Origin of the sequence: Sphingobium sp. B11D3B, assembly GCF_025961735.1 — a bacterium.
Classification (GTDB): domain Bacteria; phylum Pseudomonadota; class Alphaproteobacteria; order Sphingomonadales; family Sphingomonadaceae; genus Sphingobium.
This window is the reverse complement of the sequence record NZ_JAOQOF010000001.1, coordinates 3,048,523-3,066,795: the sequence shown is the minus strand read 5'-3', so window position 1 is coordinate 3,066,795 and position 18,273 is coordinate 3,048,523. Positions and strand designations below refer to the sequence as shown.

The 18,273-nt window shown below is 66.6% G+C and carries 20 protein-coding genes; 7 read left to right on the top strand and 13 right to left on the bottom strand.

Going from position 1 to position 18,273, the window contains the following annotated elements; genetic code table 11:
* Positions 1 to 41: 41 nt before the first annotated feature.
* Together M2333_RS14195 and M2333_RS14190 are read right to left on the bottom strand one after the other, a co-directional pair.
* Positions 42 to 1,352 carry an Hsp70 family protein gene (locus M2333_RS14195; protein WP_264612204.1) on the bottom strand — a complete coding sequence of 437 codons (1,311 nt, stop codon included), beginning with the start codon at positions 1,350 to 1,352 and terminating at the stop codon, positions 42 to 44.
* A gap of 64 nt (positions 1,353 to 1,416) precedes the next feature.
* Positions 1,417 to 2,040: a J domain-containing protein gene (locus tag M2333_RS14190; RefSeq protein WP_413716502.1), complete on the bottom strand. Its 624-nt coding sequence runs from the start codon at positions 2,038 to 2,040 to the stop codon at positions 1,417 to 1,419.
* Between the two features lie 50 nt (positions 2,041 to 2,090).
* On the opposite strand from M2333_RS14190, the gene M2333_RS14185 reads away from it, so the two are divergent.
* The 3 genes from M2333_RS14185 to M2333_RS14175 are packed head-to-tail and all read left to right on the top strand — an operon-like array spanning position 2,091 to position 3,755.
* Positions 2,091 to 2,375, top strand: a complete 285-nt coding sequence (locus M2333_RS14185; protein WP_181561141.1) for a BolA family protein — start codon at positions 2,091 to 2,093, stop codon at positions 2,373 to 2,375.
* Entirely contained in the window at positions 2,338 to 2,850 is a 513-nt protein-coding gene (locus M2333_RS14180; RefSeq protein WP_264612203.1) for an NUDIX hydrolase, read from the top strand. Before M2333_RS14185 ends, M2333_RS14180 begins: the two co-directional genes overlap by 38 nt.
* Positions 2,847 to 3,755 (top strand): tyrosine recombinase XerC, encoded by a 909-nt coding sequence (locus tag M2333_RS14175; protein WP_264612202.1) that lies wholly within the window; start codon positions 2,847 to 2,849, stop codon positions 3,753 to 3,755. Before M2333_RS14180 ends, M2333_RS14175 begins: the two co-directional genes overlap by 4 nt.
* Positions 3,756 to 3,762: 7 nt before the next feature.
* Here M2333_RS14175 and M2333_RS14170 read toward each other — a convergent pair whose 3' ends face one another.
* The 4 genes from M2333_RS14170 to rsmI form a co-directional block, all read right to left on the bottom strand.
* Positions 3,763 to 4,374 carry a DedA family protein gene (locus M2333_RS14170; protein WP_264612201.1) on the bottom strand — a complete coding sequence of 204 codons (612 nt, stop codon included), beginning with the start codon at positions 4,372 to 4,374 and terminating at the stop codon, positions 3,763 to 3,765.
* Between the two features lie 50 nt (positions 4,375 to 4,424).
* Positions 4,425 to 5,384: a glutathione synthase gene (gene gshB / locus M2333_RS14165; protein ID WP_264612200.1), complete on the bottom strand. Its 960-nt coding sequence runs from the start codon at positions 5,382 to 5,384 to the stop codon at positions 4,425 to 4,427.
* 92 nt (positions 5,385 to 5,476) lie between these two features.
* Positions 5,477 to 5,851 (bottom strand): YraN family protein, encoded by a 375-nt coding sequence (locus M2333_RS14160; RefSeq protein ID WP_264571693.1) that lies wholly within the window; start codon positions 5,849 to 5,851, stop codon positions 5,477 to 5,479.
* A complete protein-coding gene (gene rsmI, locus M2333_RS14155) occupies positions 5,848 to 6,684 on the bottom strand; it encodes a 16S rRNA (cytidine(1402)-2'-O)-methyltransferase (protein WP_264612199.1) in 837 nt (278 codons plus the stop codon). The genes M2333_RS14160 and rsmI overlap by 4 nt, the downstream gene beginning before the upstream one ends.
* A gap of 10 nt (positions 6,685 to 6,694) precedes the next feature.
* On the opposite strand from rsmI, the gene M2333_RS14150 reads away from it, so the two are divergent.
* Positions 6,695 to 7,909, top strand: coding sequence for a penicillin-binding protein activator (locus M2333_RS14150; protein ID WP_413716025.1), 1,215 nt, complete (start codon positions 6,695 to 6,697; stop codon positions 7,907 to 7,909).
* Positions 7,910 to 7,990: 81 nt separating this feature from the next.
* Here M2333_RS14150 and fsa read toward each other — a convergent pair whose 3' ends face one another.
* A complete protein-coding gene (gene fsa, locus M2333_RS14145) occupies positions 7,991 to 8,644 on the bottom strand; it encodes a fructose-6-phosphate aldolase (protein WP_181561134.1) in 654 nt (217 codons plus the stop codon).
* A gap of 146 nt (positions 8,645 to 8,790) precedes the next feature.
* Here fsa and M2333_RS14140 point away from each other — a divergent pair, with 146 nt between their 5' ends.
* Positions 8,791 to 10,959 carry a primosomal protein N' gene (locus tag M2333_RS14140; protein ID WP_264612198.1) on the top strand — a complete coding sequence of 723 codons (2,169 nt, stop codon included), beginning with the start codon at positions 8,791 to 8,793 and terminating at the stop codon, positions 10,957 to 10,959.
* A 77-nt stretch (positions 10,960 to 11,036) separates the two neighbouring features.
* Here M2333_RS14140 and M2333_RS14135 read toward each other — a convergent pair whose 3' ends face one another.
* Both M2333_RS14135 and ada read right to left on the bottom strand, forming a co-directional pair.
* Positions 11,037 to 12,128 carry an LPXTG cell wall anchor domain-containing protein gene (locus M2333_RS14135; RefSeq protein ID WP_264612197.1) on the bottom strand — a complete coding sequence of 364 codons (1,092 nt, stop codon included), beginning with the start codon at positions 12,126 to 12,128 and terminating at the stop codon, positions 11,037 to 11,039.
* A gap of 171 nt (positions 12,129 to 12,299) precedes the next feature.
* Positions 12,300 to 13,343: a bifunctional DNA-binding transcriptional regulator/O6-methylguanine-DNA methyltransferase Ada gene (gene ada, locus M2333_RS14130; protein ID WP_264612196.1), complete on the bottom strand. Its 1,044-nt coding sequence runs from the start codon at positions 13,341 to 13,343 to the stop codon at positions 12,300 to 12,302.
* 199 nt (positions 13,344 to 13,542) lie between these two features.
* On the opposite strand from ada, the gene M2333_RS14125 reads away from it, so the two are divergent.
* The gene (locus M2333_RS14125) at positions 13,543 to 15,147 is read left to right on the top strand and encodes a S1C family serine protease (RefSeq protein ID WP_264612195.1); all 1,605 of its coding nucleotides are present in this window, start codon (positions 13,543 to 13,545) and stop codon (positions 15,145 to 15,147) included.
* Positions 15,148 to 15,178: 31 nt separating this feature from the next.
* Here the strand turns inward: M2333_RS14125 and rnk are convergent, their stop codons facing one another.
* The 3 genes from rnk to M2333_RS14110 all read right to left on the bottom strand — a co-directional run bounded on the left by rnk (position 15,179) and on the right by M2333_RS14110 (position 16,855).
* Positions 15,179 to 15,577 (bottom strand): nucleoside diphosphate kinase regulator, encoded by a 399-nt coding sequence (rnk, locus tag M2333_RS14120; RefSeq protein ID WP_264583835.1) that lies wholly within the window; start codon positions 15,575 to 15,577, stop codon positions 15,179 to 15,181.
* Positions 15,578 to 15,819: 242 nt separating this feature from the next.
* The gene (locus M2333_RS14115; RefSeq protein ID WP_264604582.1) at positions 15,820 to 16,185 is read right to left on the bottom strand and encodes a hypothetical protein; all 366 of its coding nucleotides are present in this window, start codon (positions 16,183 to 16,185) and stop codon (positions 15,820 to 15,822) included.
* Positions 16,186 to 16,189: 4 nt separating this feature from the next.
* Complete coding sequence (locus tag M2333_RS14110; RefSeq protein ID WP_264612194.1) at positions 16,190 to 16,855, bottom strand: EI24 domain-containing protein; 666 nt, start codon at positions 16,853 to 16,855, stop codon at positions 16,190 to 16,192.
* A gap of 129 nt (positions 16,856 to 16,984) precedes the next feature.
* Here M2333_RS14110 and M2333_RS14105 point away from each other — a divergent pair, with 129 nt between their 5' ends.
* Positions 16,985 to 17,995 carry an adenosine kinase gene (locus M2333_RS14105; protein ID WP_413716501.1) on the top strand — a complete coding sequence of 337 codons (1,011 nt, stop codon included), beginning with the start codon at positions 16,985 to 16,987 and terminating at the stop codon, positions 17,993 to 17,995.
* A gap of 30 nt (positions 17,996 to 18,025) precedes the next feature.
* On the opposite strand, the gene M2333_RS14100 is transcribed toward M2333_RS14105, so the two are convergent.
* The gene (locus tag M2333_RS14100) at positions 18,026 to 18,265 is read right to left on the bottom strand and encodes a ribbon-helix-helix domain-containing protein (RefSeq protein WP_264583839.1); all 240 of its coding nucleotides are present in this window, start codon (positions 18,263 to 18,265) and stop codon (positions 18,026 to 18,028) included.
* Between the last annotated feature and the right edge of the window lie 8 nt (positions 18,266 to 18,273).

The window sequence follows — 18,273 nt, the reverse complement described above, 5'->3', positions numbered from 1 at the left end:
CCGCGCGCCCTGTCGATAGAAGGTGGGTTCCATCAGGCGGATCAGACCGCCCATTCCCCCGGATCGTGCTCCAGCCCGATCAGCGCGAGACCGTGCGCGATGGACGTCAGTTCTCCGCCGGTCGCGATCCGCTCGGCACCGAACCGGCGTTCGAATATGGCGCGAATCGCGGGGATGAGCGACGATCCGCCTGTGAGGAACACGCGGTCGATGGCGCCGGCGTCCAATGCGGCGTCTGCCAGGGCCTGACCGACCGTCTCCTCGATCCGCGCGACATCCGGCGCGATCCAGCGCTCGAACTGGGCGCGCGTCACATCGGCATCGATCACCAGATCATCGCTCTCGAAACGGAAATGCGCTTCATCCTCGCTCGACAGCGCACGCTTGAGTTGGCCGACTGCATCGTAGAGCGCATAGCCGAGCTCCCGCTCGATGATGGCGATCATCCGCCCGATGGCAGCGGGATCGACGGCAGCGCGCTGCAGCCGCGCCAGCTCTTCCATGGTCCGCCGGTTGCGCATCAGCGCGAGTCGGGACCAGTCGGCAAAGTCCGCGAAATGGCTCCGGGGAATTTCCAGAACCTTGTCGAAGGAGCGATAGCTGCCGCCCTTGCCGAGCATGGGAAGCACGAGATGATCGACGATGCGGTAATCGAACCGGTCGCCCGCGATGCCGATGCCGGCATGGCCGAGCGGCTCGCAGCGCCGCCCGTCGCCGGCGGGACGCATCCGCACGACGGAGAAATCGCTCGTGCCGCCGCCAAAGTCCGCGACCAGAACCGTCGCCGGCTCCGACAGGCGGCTGGCGAAGCTGAACGCCGCGCCGAGCGGTTCGTAGACATAATGGATGTCGGTGCCGAAGGTGCGGAACATGGCATCGTAGCGCGTGCGGGCCAGCGCCTCATCCGGTCGCGAGCCAGCATAGCGCACCGGTCGACCGACGATGATCCGTTCGGGCCGCTCATCCGGCCCGGAGCCCAGCGCGCCACCGGCATGGGCGACCATGCGCTCCAGAAAGGCCTCGCCCAACTGCTCGAAGGTCATGCGCTGGTCGAAGATGCTGGCATGATCGAACAGCGGGCTGGCGGCGACCGACTTGAACGACTGGATGAAGCGCGAGCCCTGCGGAAAATCCAGATATTCCGCGATGGCCCATGGCCCTGCCTCGCGGGCCAGCGCAGCCCGGCGATCCCCCTCTTCCCAGAAGCAGAGTGCGGACCGGAAGACGGCGCCTGTCGCCTTGTCGCCCGAGAACTCCAGCATATGCGACGTGCCGTCTTGGGCCATCGCGGCAACGCTGTTGGTGGTGCCGAAGTCGAAGCCCATCGCACGGGCCGGCGTGCCGGTCGCCATATCAATCACCTTCCTGAAGCGGGCCGGCGCCTATGGCAGCGCAGACCGGGCGCGGCAAGGTCCGTCAGGCGAAGGCCGGCGCCTTGCGGAGATGGGAATAGGCCGCGATCACGTCTTGCAGCGCTTTCTCATGCGCGCGGTCGCCGCCATTATGGTCCGGATGAAAGCGGCGGACCAACTCGGTATAGCGGGTGCGCAAGGCGCGCCGGTCGGCATCGGTCGAAAGGCCAAGCGTCTTGAGGGCAGACCGATCCGCGCCGGACAGCGGCTTGCCATCCTGCCGTTGCGCGGTTTCCGCCGCCCGCATCTTGAAGCGGGCGCCGATCGCATCGAGCGGATCGGAGAAATCGGCCCAGCGCGGCGGCGGCGTGCCACTCGCTGCGGCGGACGAAAAGGCCCGCGTCTCCCGCTCCCAGCCGCCATAAGGGCGCTGCGCCTGCGTGATCTCTTCCGGGCTCATGCCCTTGAAGTAATTATATTCGGTGTTGAACGCGCGGATGTGATCCAGGCAGAACCAGCGCCATCGCGGCGGACCATCGGGCGCGCCGCGCCGTTCCTCGGGCGGCGCGCGGAACTCGCCTGCTTCCATGCAGCCGGGATGCGAACAGCGGCGCGCCTCGCCTTCCACGCGGCCGTGAAAGCGCGTGTGGCGGCGCGATGCCCCCTGATTGAACCCCGACCCTGACACGACCGTCTCTTCCCTGTGGCTGCGTGAACCAAAACGCCTATATAGGGCGCATGGTTGACGCTTCGCTAGGCCCGGTCGGGCAAGAGATCGCACAGCGGCTGGAAAATGCCCTGTCCCCGCAACAGCTCGCCGTCATCAATGACAGCGCCAAGCATCGCGGCCATATGGGCGATGATGGCAGCGGCGAAAGCCACTTCACCGTGGAGATCGTCGCCGACTCCTTCACCGGCCAATCCCGCGTTGCGCGACAGCGCATGGTCAACGCGGCGCTCGCCGATCTGCTGCGTGAGAAGGTGCATGCCCTCGCCATTCGAGCCCGCGCGCCGGGTGAATGAGCAGGTGAGTGAGCGGGGCGTGACCCGTCGCGCGAAACGTCCGGCGGCCCGTCTGCTGGTCACCGATCCGCAAGGACGGCTGCTGCTCTTCCGCTTCACGCCCGATGATCGCCCGCCTTTTTGGGTGACGCCCGGCGGCGCGGTCGATCGGGGCGAAACCTTCGAGCAGGCCGCGCGGCGCGAACTGCGCGAGGAGACCGGGCTCGACCTCGAACCCGGTCCGCTCGTGGCGGTGCGCCATGTCACCTTCGTCACGCTCGAGGGCATTCCCGTCGATGCCGAGGAACGCTTTTACGCGGTCCCCGTCGCGGAGGCGCGAATCGATACGGCGGGTCACACCGATCTCGAGAAGGCCGTCATGCTCTCGCACCGCTGGTGGACGCCACAGGAGCTGGCGGCCCATGACGAGGCCTGGTATCCGGTCGATCTGCTGGACATCTGGCAGGAACTGCTCGCCAGCACCGTGCCGTCGTGACCGGCGAAACGCGGGCAGGGCTGCTGGAAGGCTGGCGCGCGCATCTCGCCGAAGGCCGGCGCCGCTCGCTTCACACCGTGCGCGCTTATGTCTCCACCGCCGAACGTCTGCTCGACTGGATGGCGGACATGGACGGCCGCCCGCCCACATCGGCGGCCATCACCAAGCTGACGACAAGCGATTTGCGCGCCTATCTGGCGGCGCGCCGGGCGGAAGGCATCGGCAACAGTTCGGCGGCGCGGGAGCTCTCGGCCCTGCGCGCCTTTCTGCGGTTCGTGGGCGGCGAGGGCGCCACGATTCCGGTAATGCGCGGGCCGCGCGTCAAGCCCGGCGTGCCGCGACCGATCAGCCCGGATGAAGCCGTCGCGCTTGCCGAGGACATTGCCGAAACCGCGCGAGACGGATGGATCGGCGCGCGCGACTGGGCCGTGCTGATGCTGCTCTACGGCGCGGGCCTGCGCATCAGCGAAGCCTTGGGACTGACGGGCGATGCCCTGCCCCTCGCTGAAACACTGCGGGTGCTGGGCAAGCGGGGCAAGACGCGGGTGGTGCCGCTGCTGCCGCAAGTCCGCAGCGCGATCGAGGAATATATCGCGCTCTGCCCCTATCCGACGGGCAAAGACGCGCCGCTGTTCCGGGGTTCGCGCGGCGGGCCCCTTTCCCCGGCGCTGATTCGCCGCGCCGTGCAGGGCGCGCGCGGGCGCCTTGGCCTGCACGATCGCACGACGCCGCATGCGCTGCGCCACAGCTTCGCCACCCATCTGCTCGGGCGCGGCGCGGACCTGCGCTCCCTGCAGGAACTGCTCGGTCATGCCAGCCTGTCCTCGACGCAAATCTACACGCAGGTCGATGCGGCGCATCTGCTCGATGTCTATCGCAACGCGCACCCGCGCGCGGAAGGATAAGACATGATTACGGCTGGTCGCGCGGCTCGCTCTTCCAAGTGAACAGCCGCCAGAGATAGCCGACGACCAGAAACGCCACCGCGATATTGGTGAGCGGGCCAAGATAATCATCGATGCGCTCGAACCGCACGCCAAGATAATAGCCGGCCCCGACCAAGACGACGTTCCAGATTAGCGCGCCACCGGTCGTCCAGATGACGAAGCGCCAGAACGGCATGGCGAACAGCCCGGCCGGGAGCGAGACGATCGTGCGGAACACCGGCATGAAGCGGAAGATGAACACGATCTTGTCGCCATGGCGCAGGAAGATCCGCTCCAGCCACTCGACCTCCCGCCACCGCAACGTTGCCCAGCGGCCATAGCGCTCGACCAAGGGCCGCAGTCGCGCATAGCCGAGGCAGAGCCCCAGATAATACCAGAACAGATTGCCGATGGTGGTGCCGATGGTCCCCGCTGCCAGCAGGGGCACCACATCCATCTTCCCCTGGCCGACGCGAATGCCGCCAATGCCCATGATCAACTCGGACGGAATGGGCGGAAACACATTTTCCAGCACCATCAGCAGGGCGATGCCCCAATATCCGCCGGCATCGATCAGATGAACGACCCAATCGCTCATCTGTCGTCACCCATCATCGGCTTATCAATCATCTGGTTGTTGCAGCAGCCTCAGGCCGCCCGCTCCGCCAGCCGGCGCTCGACCGCATCCCAGATCATGCCGCCGGTATCCGTGCCGTTGAAGGCATCGATAGCGACAATACCGGTCGGTGACGTCACATTGATTTCGGTCAGCCATTTGCCACCGATAACATCGATGCCGACGAACAGCAGGCTGCGCTTCTTGAGCTCCGGCCCCAGCGCGGCGCAGATCTCCTGCTCCTCCGCCGTCAGCTCGGTCTTGGCGGCGGTGCCGCCGGCGGCCAGGTTGGATCGGATCTCGCCCTTACCGGGAATACGATTGATCGCGCCGGCCACTTCGCCATCGACGAGCACGATCCGCTTGTCGCCCTGCGCCACGTCCTTGAGAAAAGCCTGCACCATGAAACTTTCGACCCACATCTCGCCGAAAAGTTCCACCAGAGCGGCGAGATTGGCGCCATCTGCGCCGATGCGAAAGACGGCCGAGCCGGCATTGCCGTACAGCGGCTTCACGACGATCTCGCCATGTTCGGCAAGGAAGTCGCGCGTTTCCTCTAGGCTGCGCGTGATCATCGTCGGCGGCATGAAGCGCGCGAAATCGAGCACGAAGAGCTTTTCCGGCGCGTTGCGCACGGCCACCGGATCGTTGACGACCAGCGTTTCGCCGGTGATCCGCTCCAGCAGATGCGTCGCGGTGATATAATTGAGGTCGAAGGGCGGGTCCTGCCGCATCCAGACCACATCGACATCGCGGCCAAGGTCCAGCTTGACCGCCTCGCCGAAGCGATAGTGATCGCCTGCAACCTTCTGCACCGTCACTTCGCGGGCCTGCGCATAGAGCCGTCCGCCGCGCCAGCTCAGATCATCCGTGCGATAATGGTAGAGCCGGTGCCCCCGCGCCTGAGCGGCGATCATGATGTGAAAGGTCGAATCGCCGGCAATGTTCAGCGACTCCATCGGGTCCATCTGCAGAGCGACCTTGAGCGACATCCGTTCTTACCTTCCACCGTTCGGGCTGCTTCAAGCCCTGTTCTTGTTCTGAACCGAGACGCTGACACGCGACGCAACCGGGACCGCAGGCGCTAGCCGCCGTGCCAGACATTTTCCAGATGGCGTGGCCGATGACCCGGCGCAAGCAGCATCACGTCGATGCGCATGTCGTCATCCGGCCCCAGCCAGTTATGGGCGACCGCTTCCGCCGCCGCCGCGACGCGCGCCAGCCGCCGCTCATCGATCGCTTCATCGAGCAGCGCCTCGCTGGCCCGCGTCTTCACCTCGACGAAGGCGACGATCTTGCCGCGCCGGGCGATCAGGTCGATTTCGCCGGCGCGGGTGCGCACCCGCCGCGCGAGGATCGTCCAGCCCTTGAGCCGCAACCACCAGCCCGCGATCCGCTCGCCCTGCCGGCCGCGCTTCTCGGCGGCGAGCCGCGCCGGCGTGGGCGGGCTGCCTTTCACTTTCCCTTGATTTCCATGGCGCGCGCGTAGAGCGCCTTGCGGTCCGCCCCCAATGCGCGGGCGACTTCGCCCGCCGCTTGCGAGACGGTCAGCCGCTCCAGCGCCTCGCGCAGCGCGACATCGATCTCGTCGGCTTCCGGCGCGGCGCGCTCTCCCGGCGGGCCGACCACCAGCACAATCTCGCCGCGCGGCTCCTTCTGCGCGCAGGCCCCCGAGAGCTCGGTCAGCGTGCCGCTCAATGTTTCCTCATAGGCCTTGCTGATCTCGCGGCAGAGCGCAGCCGGGCGATCGCCCAACACGGCCGCCATGTCCGCCAGCGATGCCGCGCAACGTGGCCCGCTCTCGTAGAAGACCAACGTCGCGCGCAGACCCGCCACCTCCGCCAGCGCATCGGTTCGCGCCTTGGTCTTGGGCGGCAAAAAGCCCATGAACAAAAAGCGGTCGCTGGGGAGGCCGGAGAGCGTGATCGCCGCAATGGCCGCGCAGGGGCCGGGCACCGTATTCACGGATCGGCCTGCCGCACGGGCGTCTCGCACCAGCTTGTATCCCGGATCGGAGATGAGCGGCGTCCCGGCGTCCGACAGCAGCGCCACCGCTTCGATCGCCATGCGCTCGACCAGACGGGCGCGAACCCGCTCATCGCTGTGGTCATGGTAGGGAATCATGGGCCGGTCGGACCCGGCATGGCGCAGCAATTTGGCGCTCACGCGGCTGTCCTCCACGGCCACCACGTCCGCACCTTGCAGCACGGCGGCAGCGCGGGGCGACAGGTCGGACAAGTTGCCGATCGGTCCCGCAACGATATATAGGCCAGGCTCAAGTGAAGCGGACATGAGGTGTGCCATGGCAGAGAGGAGCCTTGCGGGGCAAGTGAGGTTCGACATCGCGGCTGGAGGCACCCCGACGCCCCGCCGCATTCTGCAGGGCATTGTGCTGATCGGCGCCATGCTGCTGGCGGCCTGTACGCGCGTAGTGCCGCCCTCCGCGCCGCCTGCGCCGCCGCCCAAAACGCAGCAGCCGGACGTAACGCAGGGCCTGCCGACTGATACCGAGCGGCACCGCATCGCCCTGCTTGTGCCGATGAGCGGCGCGAATGCCGGCGTGGGGCGCTCGCTGGCCAATGCCACCACCATGGCGTTGCTGGATACCAAGACCGAGCGGCTGCGCGTCACCACCTATGATACCGGGCGCAACCCGGCCGAGGCCGCGCGCAAGGCCGTGGCGGAAGGCAACAAGCTCATCCTCGGCCCGCTGACGGCGGACGAGGTGCGCGCTGTCGCGCCGATCGCACGCGCAGCCAACATCCCGGTGCTGAGCTATTCCAATGACGAGAGCGTCGCCGGCAACGGCGTCTATCTGCTCGGCTACAGCCCGGAGCAATCGGTCTCGCGCGTCGTGCGCTTTGCGAGGGCGCGTGGCCTGAGCGATTTCGCGGCGCTTGTGCCGCGCGGCGTGTATGGGGAGCGGGCCGGCAAGGCGTTTCTCAGCGAGGTGAAAGCTGCCGGCGGCACGGTCGTGGCGATGGAGACATTCGATCGCTCGGCCAATTCGGTGCAATCAGCGGTCCAGCGCCTGTCGGCCAGTTCCAGCTATGATGCGCTGCTGATCGCCGATGTCGGTCGCATCGCGCTGCAGGCCGCGCCGCTGGTGCGCACCGCCGGCGCCAAGGACGCGCGCATTCTCGGCACCGAGCTATGGGCGACCGAATCCGGTCTTTCCGCCAGCACGGCGCTGCGCGGTGCCTGGTATGCGGGCGTCTCGGATGGTCTTTATCGCACGCTCGCGACCAAATATCGCTCGTCCTACGGCACGGCACCCTACCGCCTCGCGTCGCTCGGTTATGATTCGGTGCTGCTCACCGTGCGGATCGCGCAGGACTGGAAGCCCGGGAGCGCCTTCCCGGCGGCGCGGCTACGCGACGCCGAGGGCTTCGCCGGCATCGACGGCGCCTTCCGCTTCGGCAGGGACGGGATCGCCGAGCGCGCACTGGAAGTACAACAGGTCGGCGCCAGTGGATCGACCGTGGTTGATGCCGCGCCGAAGGGTTTTGGGCGGTAGATCGCGCCGTCCTTTGAGCCAAAGAAAAGGGCCGCTGCCTCCCGGGAGACAGCGGCCCTTCTTTTTGGACTGCCGTAGGACTCAGAGGATCGACTGACCCGTCTTCTCCCAGTCCGAAGCGAAAGCGGCGAGGCCCTTGTCGGTCAGCACATGGTTGACCAGCGACTTGATGACCGCTGGCGGCGCCGTAATCACGTCCGCACCGATCTTCGCGCATTCGAGCACATGGATGGGGTGACGCAGCGAAGCCGCGAGAATCTCGGTCTCGAAAGCGTAGTTGTCGTAGATCAGCCGGATGTCCTCGATCAGCCGCATGCCGTCGAAGCCATTGTCATCGTGCCGCCCGACGAAGGGCGAGATGAACGTCGCGCCGGCCTTGGCGGCGAGCAGGGCCTGATTGGCCGAGAAGCACAGCGTGACATTGACCTGGCAGCCATCCTGCGTGAGCGCCTTGCAGGTCTTCAAGCCATCGATGGTGAGCGGCACCTTTATGCAGACATTCTCGGCGATCTTCCGGAGCACAGCGGCTTCCTTCATCATCGTCTCATGATCGAGCGCCACGACCTCCGCCGAGACGGGGCCATCAACCAGCCCGCAAATCTCTTCCACCACTTCAAGGAACTTGCGGCCCGATTTGTGGATGAGGCTGGGATTGGTCGTCACGCCGTCCAGCAGGCCGGTGGCGGCAAGCTCGCGAATGTCGGCAGTGTCGGCGGTATCGACGAAGAATTTCATGGCCAGAGGTTCCCGGTTGTGGAGAGATTGGCGCCGCCTATAGCGCCGCACGCCGGCGGATGTAAGGCCTTGCCCGCCGCGCGCAGGCGTGAAGCCAGCGCGACGATGCCATTTCCTCCGAGCCAGACTGTCTCTAAGGCCGGGGCATGACCCGCGCCCGGATCATTCTGCTCAACGCCGCGCTCGGCCCGCTCGACTACCGGGTGCCGCATGGCATGAGCGTGGAGCCCGGGCAGATCGTCGTCGCCCCGCTGGGTCCGCGCCCGATGATCGGCGTGGTGTGGGAAGCGGACCGCTTTCCGGACGTCGCGCCGGTCGGCGACAATCGTCTGCGCCCCATTAGCGGCGTGCTGGACGCGCCGCCTTTGCCCGCCTCGCTACGCCGCCTCATCGAGTGGACGGCTGATTATTACCTTGCCCCGCCCGCTGCCGTGCTGCGCATGGCGCTCGCCTCCATGTCCGCGCTGGATGGCGAGAAGACGGTGGTGGAATATCGTCCCACCGGCGTCGTGCCGGACCGACTGACGCCGCAACGCGCACAAGCGCTGGAACGCATCGGCGAGCGGCAGGGGCTGGTGCGTGAACTGGCCGCCATTGGCGAAGTCAGCGACGCGGTGATTCGCGGGCTGGTAAAGCAGGGCGCGCTGGAGGCCGTGGAGGTCTCCACCAATCAGCCCTATCCCGATCCAGATCCCGACTTCGTGACCGTCACGCTCAGCGCCGACCAGCAGGCGGCGGCCGACAGGCTGACAGAGCATGTTCGCGCCCATGCCTTCCAGACCGTCCTGCTTGATGGCGTCACCGGATCGGGCAAGACGGAGGTGTATTTCGAGGCGCTGGCCGAGACTCTGCGGCAGGGCAAGCAGGCGCTGGTGCTGCTGCCCGAAATCGCCCTGACCGAGCCGTTTCTCGACCGGTTCACGGCCCGCTTTGGCTGTGAGCCGGTGCCCTGGCATTCCGGCCTCAAGCAATCCGACCGGCGTCGCGCCTGGCGGGCGATCTCGCGCGGCGAGGCGCAGGTGGTGGTGGGCGCGCGCTCGGCGCTGTTCCTGCCTTACCCAAAGCTCGGCCTCATCATCGTGGACGAGGCTCATGAGACCAGCTTCAAGCAGGAAGAAGGCGTGCGCTACCATGCGCGGGACGTCGCGGTGATGCGCGGCATGTTCGAGAGCTGCCCGATCATCCTCGCCTCGGCGACGCCGGCCATCGAGACCCGCCATCAGGTCGCTCTGGGCCGCTATGAAGAGATTGCCCTGCCCAGCCGGTTTGGCGGCGCGGAACTGCCGGAGATCATCGGCCTCGACCTGACGCGCGATCCACCCGACCGGGGGCGATGGCTCGCGCCGCCGCTGGTCAAGGCCATGGCGGAGACGCTGGAGCGCGGCGAGCAATCCTTACTGTTCCTCAACCGGCGCGGTTATGCACCTCTCACCCTATGCCGCCATTGCGGCCATCGCTTCCAGTGCCCGCACTGTACGGCGTGGATGGTCGAGCATCGCCTGACCCGGCGCCTCGCTTGCCATCATTGCGGCCACAGCATCCCCACGCCCGACGCCTGCCCGGAATGCAACGAGAGCGATGCGCTGGTCGCCTGCGGCCCCGGTGTCGAGCGTATCGCGGACGAGGTGAAGCTGCTCTTCCCGCAGGCGCGCACCGCCATCGTCACCTCCGACACCTTATGGTCTCCGGCTCGGGCGGCTGCCTTTGTGCGGGACGTGGCGGGCGGGGCCGTGGATATCATCATCGGCACGCAACTGGTCACCAAGGGCTACCACTTCCCCGAACTCACGCTGGTCGGCGTGGTCGATGCCGATCTCGGGCTGGATGGCGGCGACCTGCGTGCCGCTGAGCGCACCTATCAGCAGATCATGCAGGTCTCGGGACGCGCGGGGCGTGGCGAGAAGCCTGGACGGGTCTTCATCCAGACCCGCGCTGCGGAGGCGCCGGTGATCCGGGCCTTGCTCGATGGCGATGGCGCGCGCTTCTACGCGATGGAGACGGAAAGCCGGCGGATCGCCAACGCGCCGCCGTTTGGGCGCTTCGCGGCAATCATCGTCAGCGATACCGACGGAGCACTGGCCCGGGAGACGGCACAGCGAATCGGGAAGATTGCGCCCCATCAGGATGGTCTGGACGTTTATGGTCCGGCCGAAGCGCCACTGGCCGTGCTGCGCGGTCGACACCGGTTCCGATTGCTCGTCCACGCGCGGCGCGGGGTGGATCTGCAGGCCATCGTCCGCAAATGGCTGAGCCAGATCGATTGGAAGTCAACGACGCGGGTGAGCGTGGATATCGATCCCTACAGCTTCGTCTGATTTCGAACGGCGCTGTAATGAACAGCCGCTCCTCGTTACGAAGAGCGGCTGCATCTGAAGCTACCGACCGATGGAGATCAGGTCGTGCGCGGCTTTTGGGTCGGGCGGACGGTCGTCCCGCCGAAGCTATAAACCGTCTGACGCGCAGGGGCTTGCGGCTGGGTTGCGGGCGCTGCCGCGGTCTGGCGGTCCATCGTCGCCGGCGCAGCCTCAGGCAGAGCGCCTTGGCGCATCAGGAAGTTGGCGCGACGCAGACGGTTCTTGCGGGTAAGAAACGGGTTTTCCCGCGACGGCGCCGCCGCCACCTGTTGTTCCAGATCGCCCTCGCGGACGACAGTGGAGCGCTGCATGATCGGAGCAGAAGAATCAACCGGTGCACGGGGCGCTACGGCAGGTGCAGAGGCTGGATTCACGACCGTATCCTGCTTCGGCGTGACGACGGGTTCACGGATCACCTCCCGCTCCATCGCATCTGCCTCGATCTCACGGTCATAGGTTTTGCGGCGACGGAAGGCCATGAAGCCGGCCCCAAGCAGTACGAGCGCACCAGCACCGCCGATGATGATCGCAGTGTTATCGCTGGAAGCAGCCTCACCGGTGGTTTCAAGCGGCGCGGGTTGCGGTGTCTCATTGACCATCGGCGCCTCAGTCGCAGGGGCCTCAACCGCCTGAGGTTGGGCTTCAGCCTGCGCAACAGCATCGCTGGCGACTGGCTGCGGAGCCAGTTCACGCGCCGCAGTCGGACGCGTCGATATCGCGCGGGCACTGGATGTACGCTCTGCAGGTGCTGACGCGGTCTCCGCGGAAGCCGGAGCGGCCTGACGCGCCTGGGGAGGGCTTTCGGCAGTACGGGCGGTTGTGGCCTCCGGGGCAACAATGGGCGCAGCGGTTAAGGCGCTCGATGAAGGCGCTGCCGGGCTCTGCGTGACGATCGGAGCCACGGTCGTCAGCGGCGGCGCGGTTGTCGGGAGCGGGACCGCCGTAGGCGCACGCTGCGCATCCGGAATCACGATCTCACTACCAGCGGGATCGACCGCGGGTGAAGCGGTTCCGGCCTCCTGCGCCAGAGCCGAGGTGGAGCCAAGCGCCAAGACGGCGGCAATCGCGGTCAGCGCTGTACGAGGGGTTTCATGGTTATGTGTCATAGTGAGGAAAAAACCGCCGAACATGCCTGCTGGTTTCGCGTCCCCCGGCTGAATCCGGCCAGTTGTTAGGCAATGGCGACAAGTTGAACGCAAAATTTACTTGGCGGCCGGCGCGTAAGGTAATGAGTTTTCGTTGTTTTTTCGCCACTGATCTATTGGGGGCCGACTCTATCCTCATGTTCCCGCAGTAAAGTCCTACTTTTGCCGTTTTTCCTTCTCCAGCAGGACCGTCTTGCGATCCGTCCCATAGGCATAACCGCCCAATCCGCCATCGCTGCGAAGAACCCGGTGGCAGGGAATGAGCACCGCCAGCTTGTTATCGCCACAGGCCGACCCCGCCGCGCGGACGGCAGCCGGCTTGCCGACCGCTGCTGCGATCTGCGTGTAGGTGCGCGTTTCACCGATGGGGATCGCCCGCAAGGCCGCCCATACCGCCTGCTGGAATGCTGTGCCGGCGACATCGACCGGCAGATCCACCGCCCGTGAGGGATCATCCACCAAAGCCACGACCTGCGCCACCAATGCCGCAAAGTCGGTATCGCCAGCGACGATCGTCGCGCGCGGGAAATGCCGCCGCAGGTCGCTTTCCTCCTCATCGAAGCTGATCCGGCACAGGCCCTTGTTGGTCGCCGCAACGAGCATGTCGCCCAGAGACGTCGCCGTGACCGTGAAGCGAATCGTCACGTCCGCGCCGCCATTGCGCCAAGCGGACGGTGTCATGCCAAGTCGCGCCCGCGCATCGGCATAAGCGCGGCTGGGTGCTTCATAGCCGGCATCGTAGATCGCATCTGTGATTCTTTCAGTCTTGTGGAGCGCGCGCGTCAGCCGATTCGCCCGCAAACCGCGCCAGTAGGCCGCGGGCGAGACCCCCACGGCCCGCTTGAACAGGCGCTGGAAATGGTGGGGCGTGTAGCCGACGGCGCGTGCCAGCTCGGCCAGCGGCGGCATGACCTCACCAGCTTCCAGCAACGCCAGCGCTTGCGTGACGGCAGCGCGATCCGGCGCGACATCGTCCGGCCGGCAGCGCAGGCAGGGCCGATAACCCTCCGCTCGTGCCGCGCCGCCATCGGGCAGGATCGTGACATGCTCCGGCCGGGGGCGGCGTGCGGGGCAGCTCGGGCGACAATAGATGCCGGTCGTCTTGACCGCGACGACGAAACGCCCGTCCATGCGGCGGTCGCGCGCCGCGAAGGCCGCCCATGCCGTCTCTTCATCAATGGCCGGCGCGGTGGCGCGCATAACAACTTTCCTATCTCTTCCGCAATCGAGCGGAGGCTATCCGATGTAAGCGGGCCGGCCATGCTCACGCAAGGCGCGGGCTCAGCCGCGGGTCCTTGTCTCACCGGCAATGCGGGTAAGCTTCCCGTAAATTGCGTTCAAAGCGCGTGGACCGTGAAAACCTCTGTCGAGAGCTCGAAGGGCGCGTTAAAGGTTCCCCATGATCAAGCCTCGCACCGGACTGTTCGGTTCCTTCAAAGCGGTCCTCCACCTCGCCCTTGCGCTACTGCTGCCTCTTGCCCTGACGCCGGCACGGGCAGATGTGCAGGACATCGCCGCCGCCTCGCGCAGCGTCGTGCGGGTGGCGCTGGTGGCAACGGACGGCCAGAATGCCTATTTCGTCGGTCATGGCAGCGGCGTCATGATCGCGCCGGGCCGCGTGCTCACCAATGCCCATGTCGTCGAACTCGCCCGCAGCGAGTCCAACATCGTCATCGGCATCATCCCCTCCGAGGGCACGAACAGCTATGGCGGCCGCATCCTGGCCTATTCGCCGGGCAATGATCTGGCCTTGCTGGCCGTTGATGACGCGCCGTCGATTCCCATAGCGACCTTCCTGGCCGGCCCGGTGGAAGACGGCACGCGAGTGACCGCCATCGGCTATCCCGGCTCCGTCGATCGCGCGCAGGGCATGAGCATCGAGGATATCATCCGCCCGATGAGCGCCGTGCGCACCTCTGGCAATGTCTCGGCAGGGCGCGCCTCCCGCCAGTTCGACACCGTGCTGCACACCGCCCCACTGGCGGCGGGAAACAGTGGCGGGCCGCTGGTGGACGATTGCGGCCGCGTCATCGGCATCAACAGCTTTGGCTCGCTCTCGGACGGTAGCGATGCTGAATATGGCTTTGCGGTATCGACGCGCGAGATTGCGAGCTTTCTGCGGCAGGCCAATGTTCAGGTGCGCCGATCCAGCGAAACCTGCCGATCCATGGCGGAAATCGATGCCGCCCAGCAGGCCGCCGACGAGCGCGCCCGCGCCGAGGCGGCGCGACGGCAGAACGAAACCGCCCTGAAGGACCGCGAGCGCGCCATCGCCGCGCGCGAGCAGGCCCAGCAGCAGGTTATCGCCCGGCGGGAGAACATGATCGCCATCGCCGCGCTGCTTCTTGCCGCTGCCGCTCTCACCGGTGGTGCCGCGGTACTGGGCCAGTCGCGCGGCAACATCCGCCACGCCCGGCGCTTTGGCGGGGCGGCAGGCGTGCTGCTGCTGGCTGCAGTGCTGACCTTTGCGCTGCGCCCGAGTTTCAACAGCGCCGACGCACCGGCCGAGCCGCTGCCGGATGCCGGCAACGCAGTCGGTAACGACATGGACGGTGCGGCGTCGGCCGAAAGCGGTCGCTGGCTATGCCGGCTCGAACCGGGGCTGAGCCGGGTCACCGTCTCGGAAACGACGGACCTGAGCTTTACATGGACGCCGCAGGGGTGCCTCGACGGGCGCACCCAGTTCCAGAACGGCGCGACCGGTTGGTCCCGCGCCCTCGTGCCGGCTGACGAGGCCGCTGTTTCGGTGCGGCGCTTCGACCCCGCTATCGGCCGCTACCGCACCGATAACTATCTCGTGAGCGCACAGAGCGCCGCCGAGATGCGCGCGCTGCGGGACAAGATCGGCTGGTCCGGCTGCTCGAGCGACCCAGAGCGGCTCGCCAAGCTGATGCAGATTCAGGGCGAGATCGAGGCGCGGCTGCCATCCAGCCCGAACGAGCGCCTCGTCTATCACTGCGAGCGGCAGGTGCCGAAGACGGCGGGGCAAAGCACAGCGCCCTGAGGCCTGACGCCCTGCCCGCCACCATGGCGCCTCAGTGGCTGACGGACTGGATGCGCAGCCGCCGCCGCTTGCCGCTGCGATCCGGCCAGTTGATCGACTGACCCTCGCGCAGGCCGATCAGCGCCGCGCCGATCAGCGTGAGGATGGAGACGCGCCCGGCATTGATGTCTGCCTCGCCGGGATAGACGAGTTGGACAGACCGTTCGGCGCCGCTTTCTTCATCGATGAACGCCACCGTAGATTGCATCCTCACAACATCGGGGCCGATCTGGCTGGCGGTCTTCACTGTCGCGCGCCCGATTTCGTCGAGCAACAAGGCGCTGACCTCGGGAAACCGGTCTTCGGCGCCGAGCGCCAGTTCGGTCAGGCGATCGGCTTCGGTGTCGATCATATGGATGGCCGGCCTGCGGCCCGCCTGTGTGTTGGTCATGGAAGGATCTTTCAAGATGGAGGGCCAGCGCCACCTGTTGGGGGACGCTGGGCAAGATGCGCGAATTCACCCCGACAGTCGGGGCGAGACGCGCCGACTCCCGGGGCTATCGTCCCGTGAGGATCTGACCTCGATAAGATCGGTTGCCCGACGGGCAACGAGGCTGGCCAACATGCTCAGTCATGGCTGCAAGCTGTCATTGCCTGATCGGGAAGTCAATCGACGCGCCCCGGCGCGCCATCCTAGCGCCTGCGGAGCAGGCCCGCGCAGGCAGCGGCGTCCATGTCATCGCCCGTGCTGTTGCGTGCATCGACATGCGTCACAACCGGCTCCCGATTCGCGGCCGGGGGATAGAGATAGGCATCTAGCACGCACTGGCCGTTGGCGAACTGCAGCTTGCGCACTGCAGGATCGCGAATGTCCAGCCGAGGCTCCCCGAAGAGCCGTTGCAGGCCCCGCGCATCCGCCCCGACGATGCCGCCCGGCTGGGGCCGTTTGGCCGGCGCATAGCCGACCGCGGGCGCCTGGCCGCCAGTCTGCGGGACCAGCGACGCGCCGCAGCCGGAGAGAAGCAGAGCAAGCAGGGGAAAGCCAAAGCGCAAGAGCATCTGTTCAGATCTTCCGCCGCGCATGAAACATGTGTGCGGCCATAGCCACGCTCCAGATCGGCGCCAACAGGTTCACGACGGGTGGCAGCAATAGAAGCGCCGAAACGAAGCCGAGCTGCCAGCGCTGGCCCCGCGTGAATGCCCCCAAGCCCGGATGCCGCCCCTCGATGAGTTCGGCAAGGTCGCGGCCGAGCAGATAGGCATTGAGCACGAGGAACAGGATGGGCGCGCCAACGCCGGTGACCAGCAGCGCCACATAGAGCGGCAGCACCGCCAGATTCCAGCCGACCGCACGGCCGGCCGAACGCAAGGCGATCCGCATTCCGGTGGCGAAAGGCACGGCCGCCGCCTGCGCATGGCGTGTGGGATAGTCCGTCTGCTCGACCACCGCTACGATGCGATCCGCATAAAGTCCAACGATGGCAATCGCCACGGCGCGAAACAGCAACCAGCCGATGACCAGCGCGATCGCGACGGCGAGCGCTGCCCCGGCGAAACCGTCTGCATCCAGCCAGCCGGTCCGGGTCAGCAGCAGGCGCAGGCCGAACCAGACGCCCGCGCCGATAAGCGCAAAGATCGCCACGGTGGTGGCCAGACTCTGCCAGAGCACCGCGCGGATGCCGGGCAACAGGATTTGCGGAAGGGCGCGCAGCAACGCGGGAAACACCATGGAACAGGTTTTGCCCGAGCACGCGCGGCGGTCAAGCGGCCGGCGCTCCCCATGCGCTGCCCCACGCTGCTTGCCGGGGCGAGATCAGGCGGATAAGGACGGGCTTTCTCCCGCCCTGCCTCATCCTTCATGAAGGAATGCCTTTTGTCCGAAGCTGTTCTTGATGTTGTCGCCATCGGCAATGCCATTGTCGATGTGATTTCCCAGGAAAACGATGCCTTCATCGCCAGCCGCGCGCTCACCAAGGGCGGGATGCAGCTTATCGATGCCGAGCAGGCCGAGGCGCTCTATGCCGATATGGCGAGCGGCCTTGAGATCTCCGGTGGGTCGGCGGCCAATACCCTGGCCGGCATGGCCGCGCTGGGCGGCAAATGCGGCTTCATCGGCCAGGTCGCCGACGATCAGCTCGGCCGCATCTTCGCGCATGATATTCGCGCACTGGGCATCCGCTATGAAACCGAGGTGGCGAGCGACGGCCCGCCCACCGCGCGCTGCCTCATCATGGTGACGCCCGACGCTCAGCGCACGATGAACACCTTCCTCGGCGCATCCCAGTTCCTGCCCGCGGCCGCGCTCGATCTCGACATGATCCGCTCGGCCCGCATCCTCTATCTTGAGGGCTATCTGTGGGACCCCGAGCAGCCCCGCGCCGCCATGCGCGATGCCATCGCCGCCGCGCGCGAGGCGGGCCGCGAGGTGGCCTTCACGCTGTCCGACGCCTTCGTCATCGAGCGGCATCGCGAGGACTTCATCAGCCTGATCGACGGCGGGATGATCGACATCCTCTTCTCCAACGAAACCGAGATCTGCTCGCTGGCGCAAACGCAGGACTGCGAAGAGGCCATTGCGCGCTTTGCGGACAAGCTGCCGACGCTGATCGTCACTCGCAGCGAGAAGGGCGCCATCGCCATCCAGAACGGCACGCGCTATGAAGTGGCGGCAGCGCCCGTCGAGCGGGTGATCGACACGACCGGCGCGGGCGATCTCTTCGCCGCTGGCTTCCTGACCGGCCATGTGCGTGGGCAGGACCCGACGACCTGCCTCACACTCGGTGCCATCGCCGCTGCAGAGGTCATCTCGCATTATGGCGCGCGGCCCGAGGCCGATCTCAAGGAACTGGCCGGCACGCTGCTTGCCTGAGGCTTGGCAGGCGCCGGAACAACCCGGCGTTTATCCTGCGCGCACCAACAACCAGCACCGGATCGCGCTGGCAAGATTGGGCGGCTCGCTCTGTTGAATCCGCTCGGCATCGATGCGGGCGACCAGCGCACTGAGCGGCAGGTCCACTGCGCGAGCGCTGTTTTCCAGCGCTCGCCAGAAGACAGGCTCCAGGCTGATCGAGGTGGTATGGCCAGCAATGGTCATGCTGCGCTTGACCGGGCCGGCATAAAGCGGTGGCGTCTCTTCCACCGCCCGGC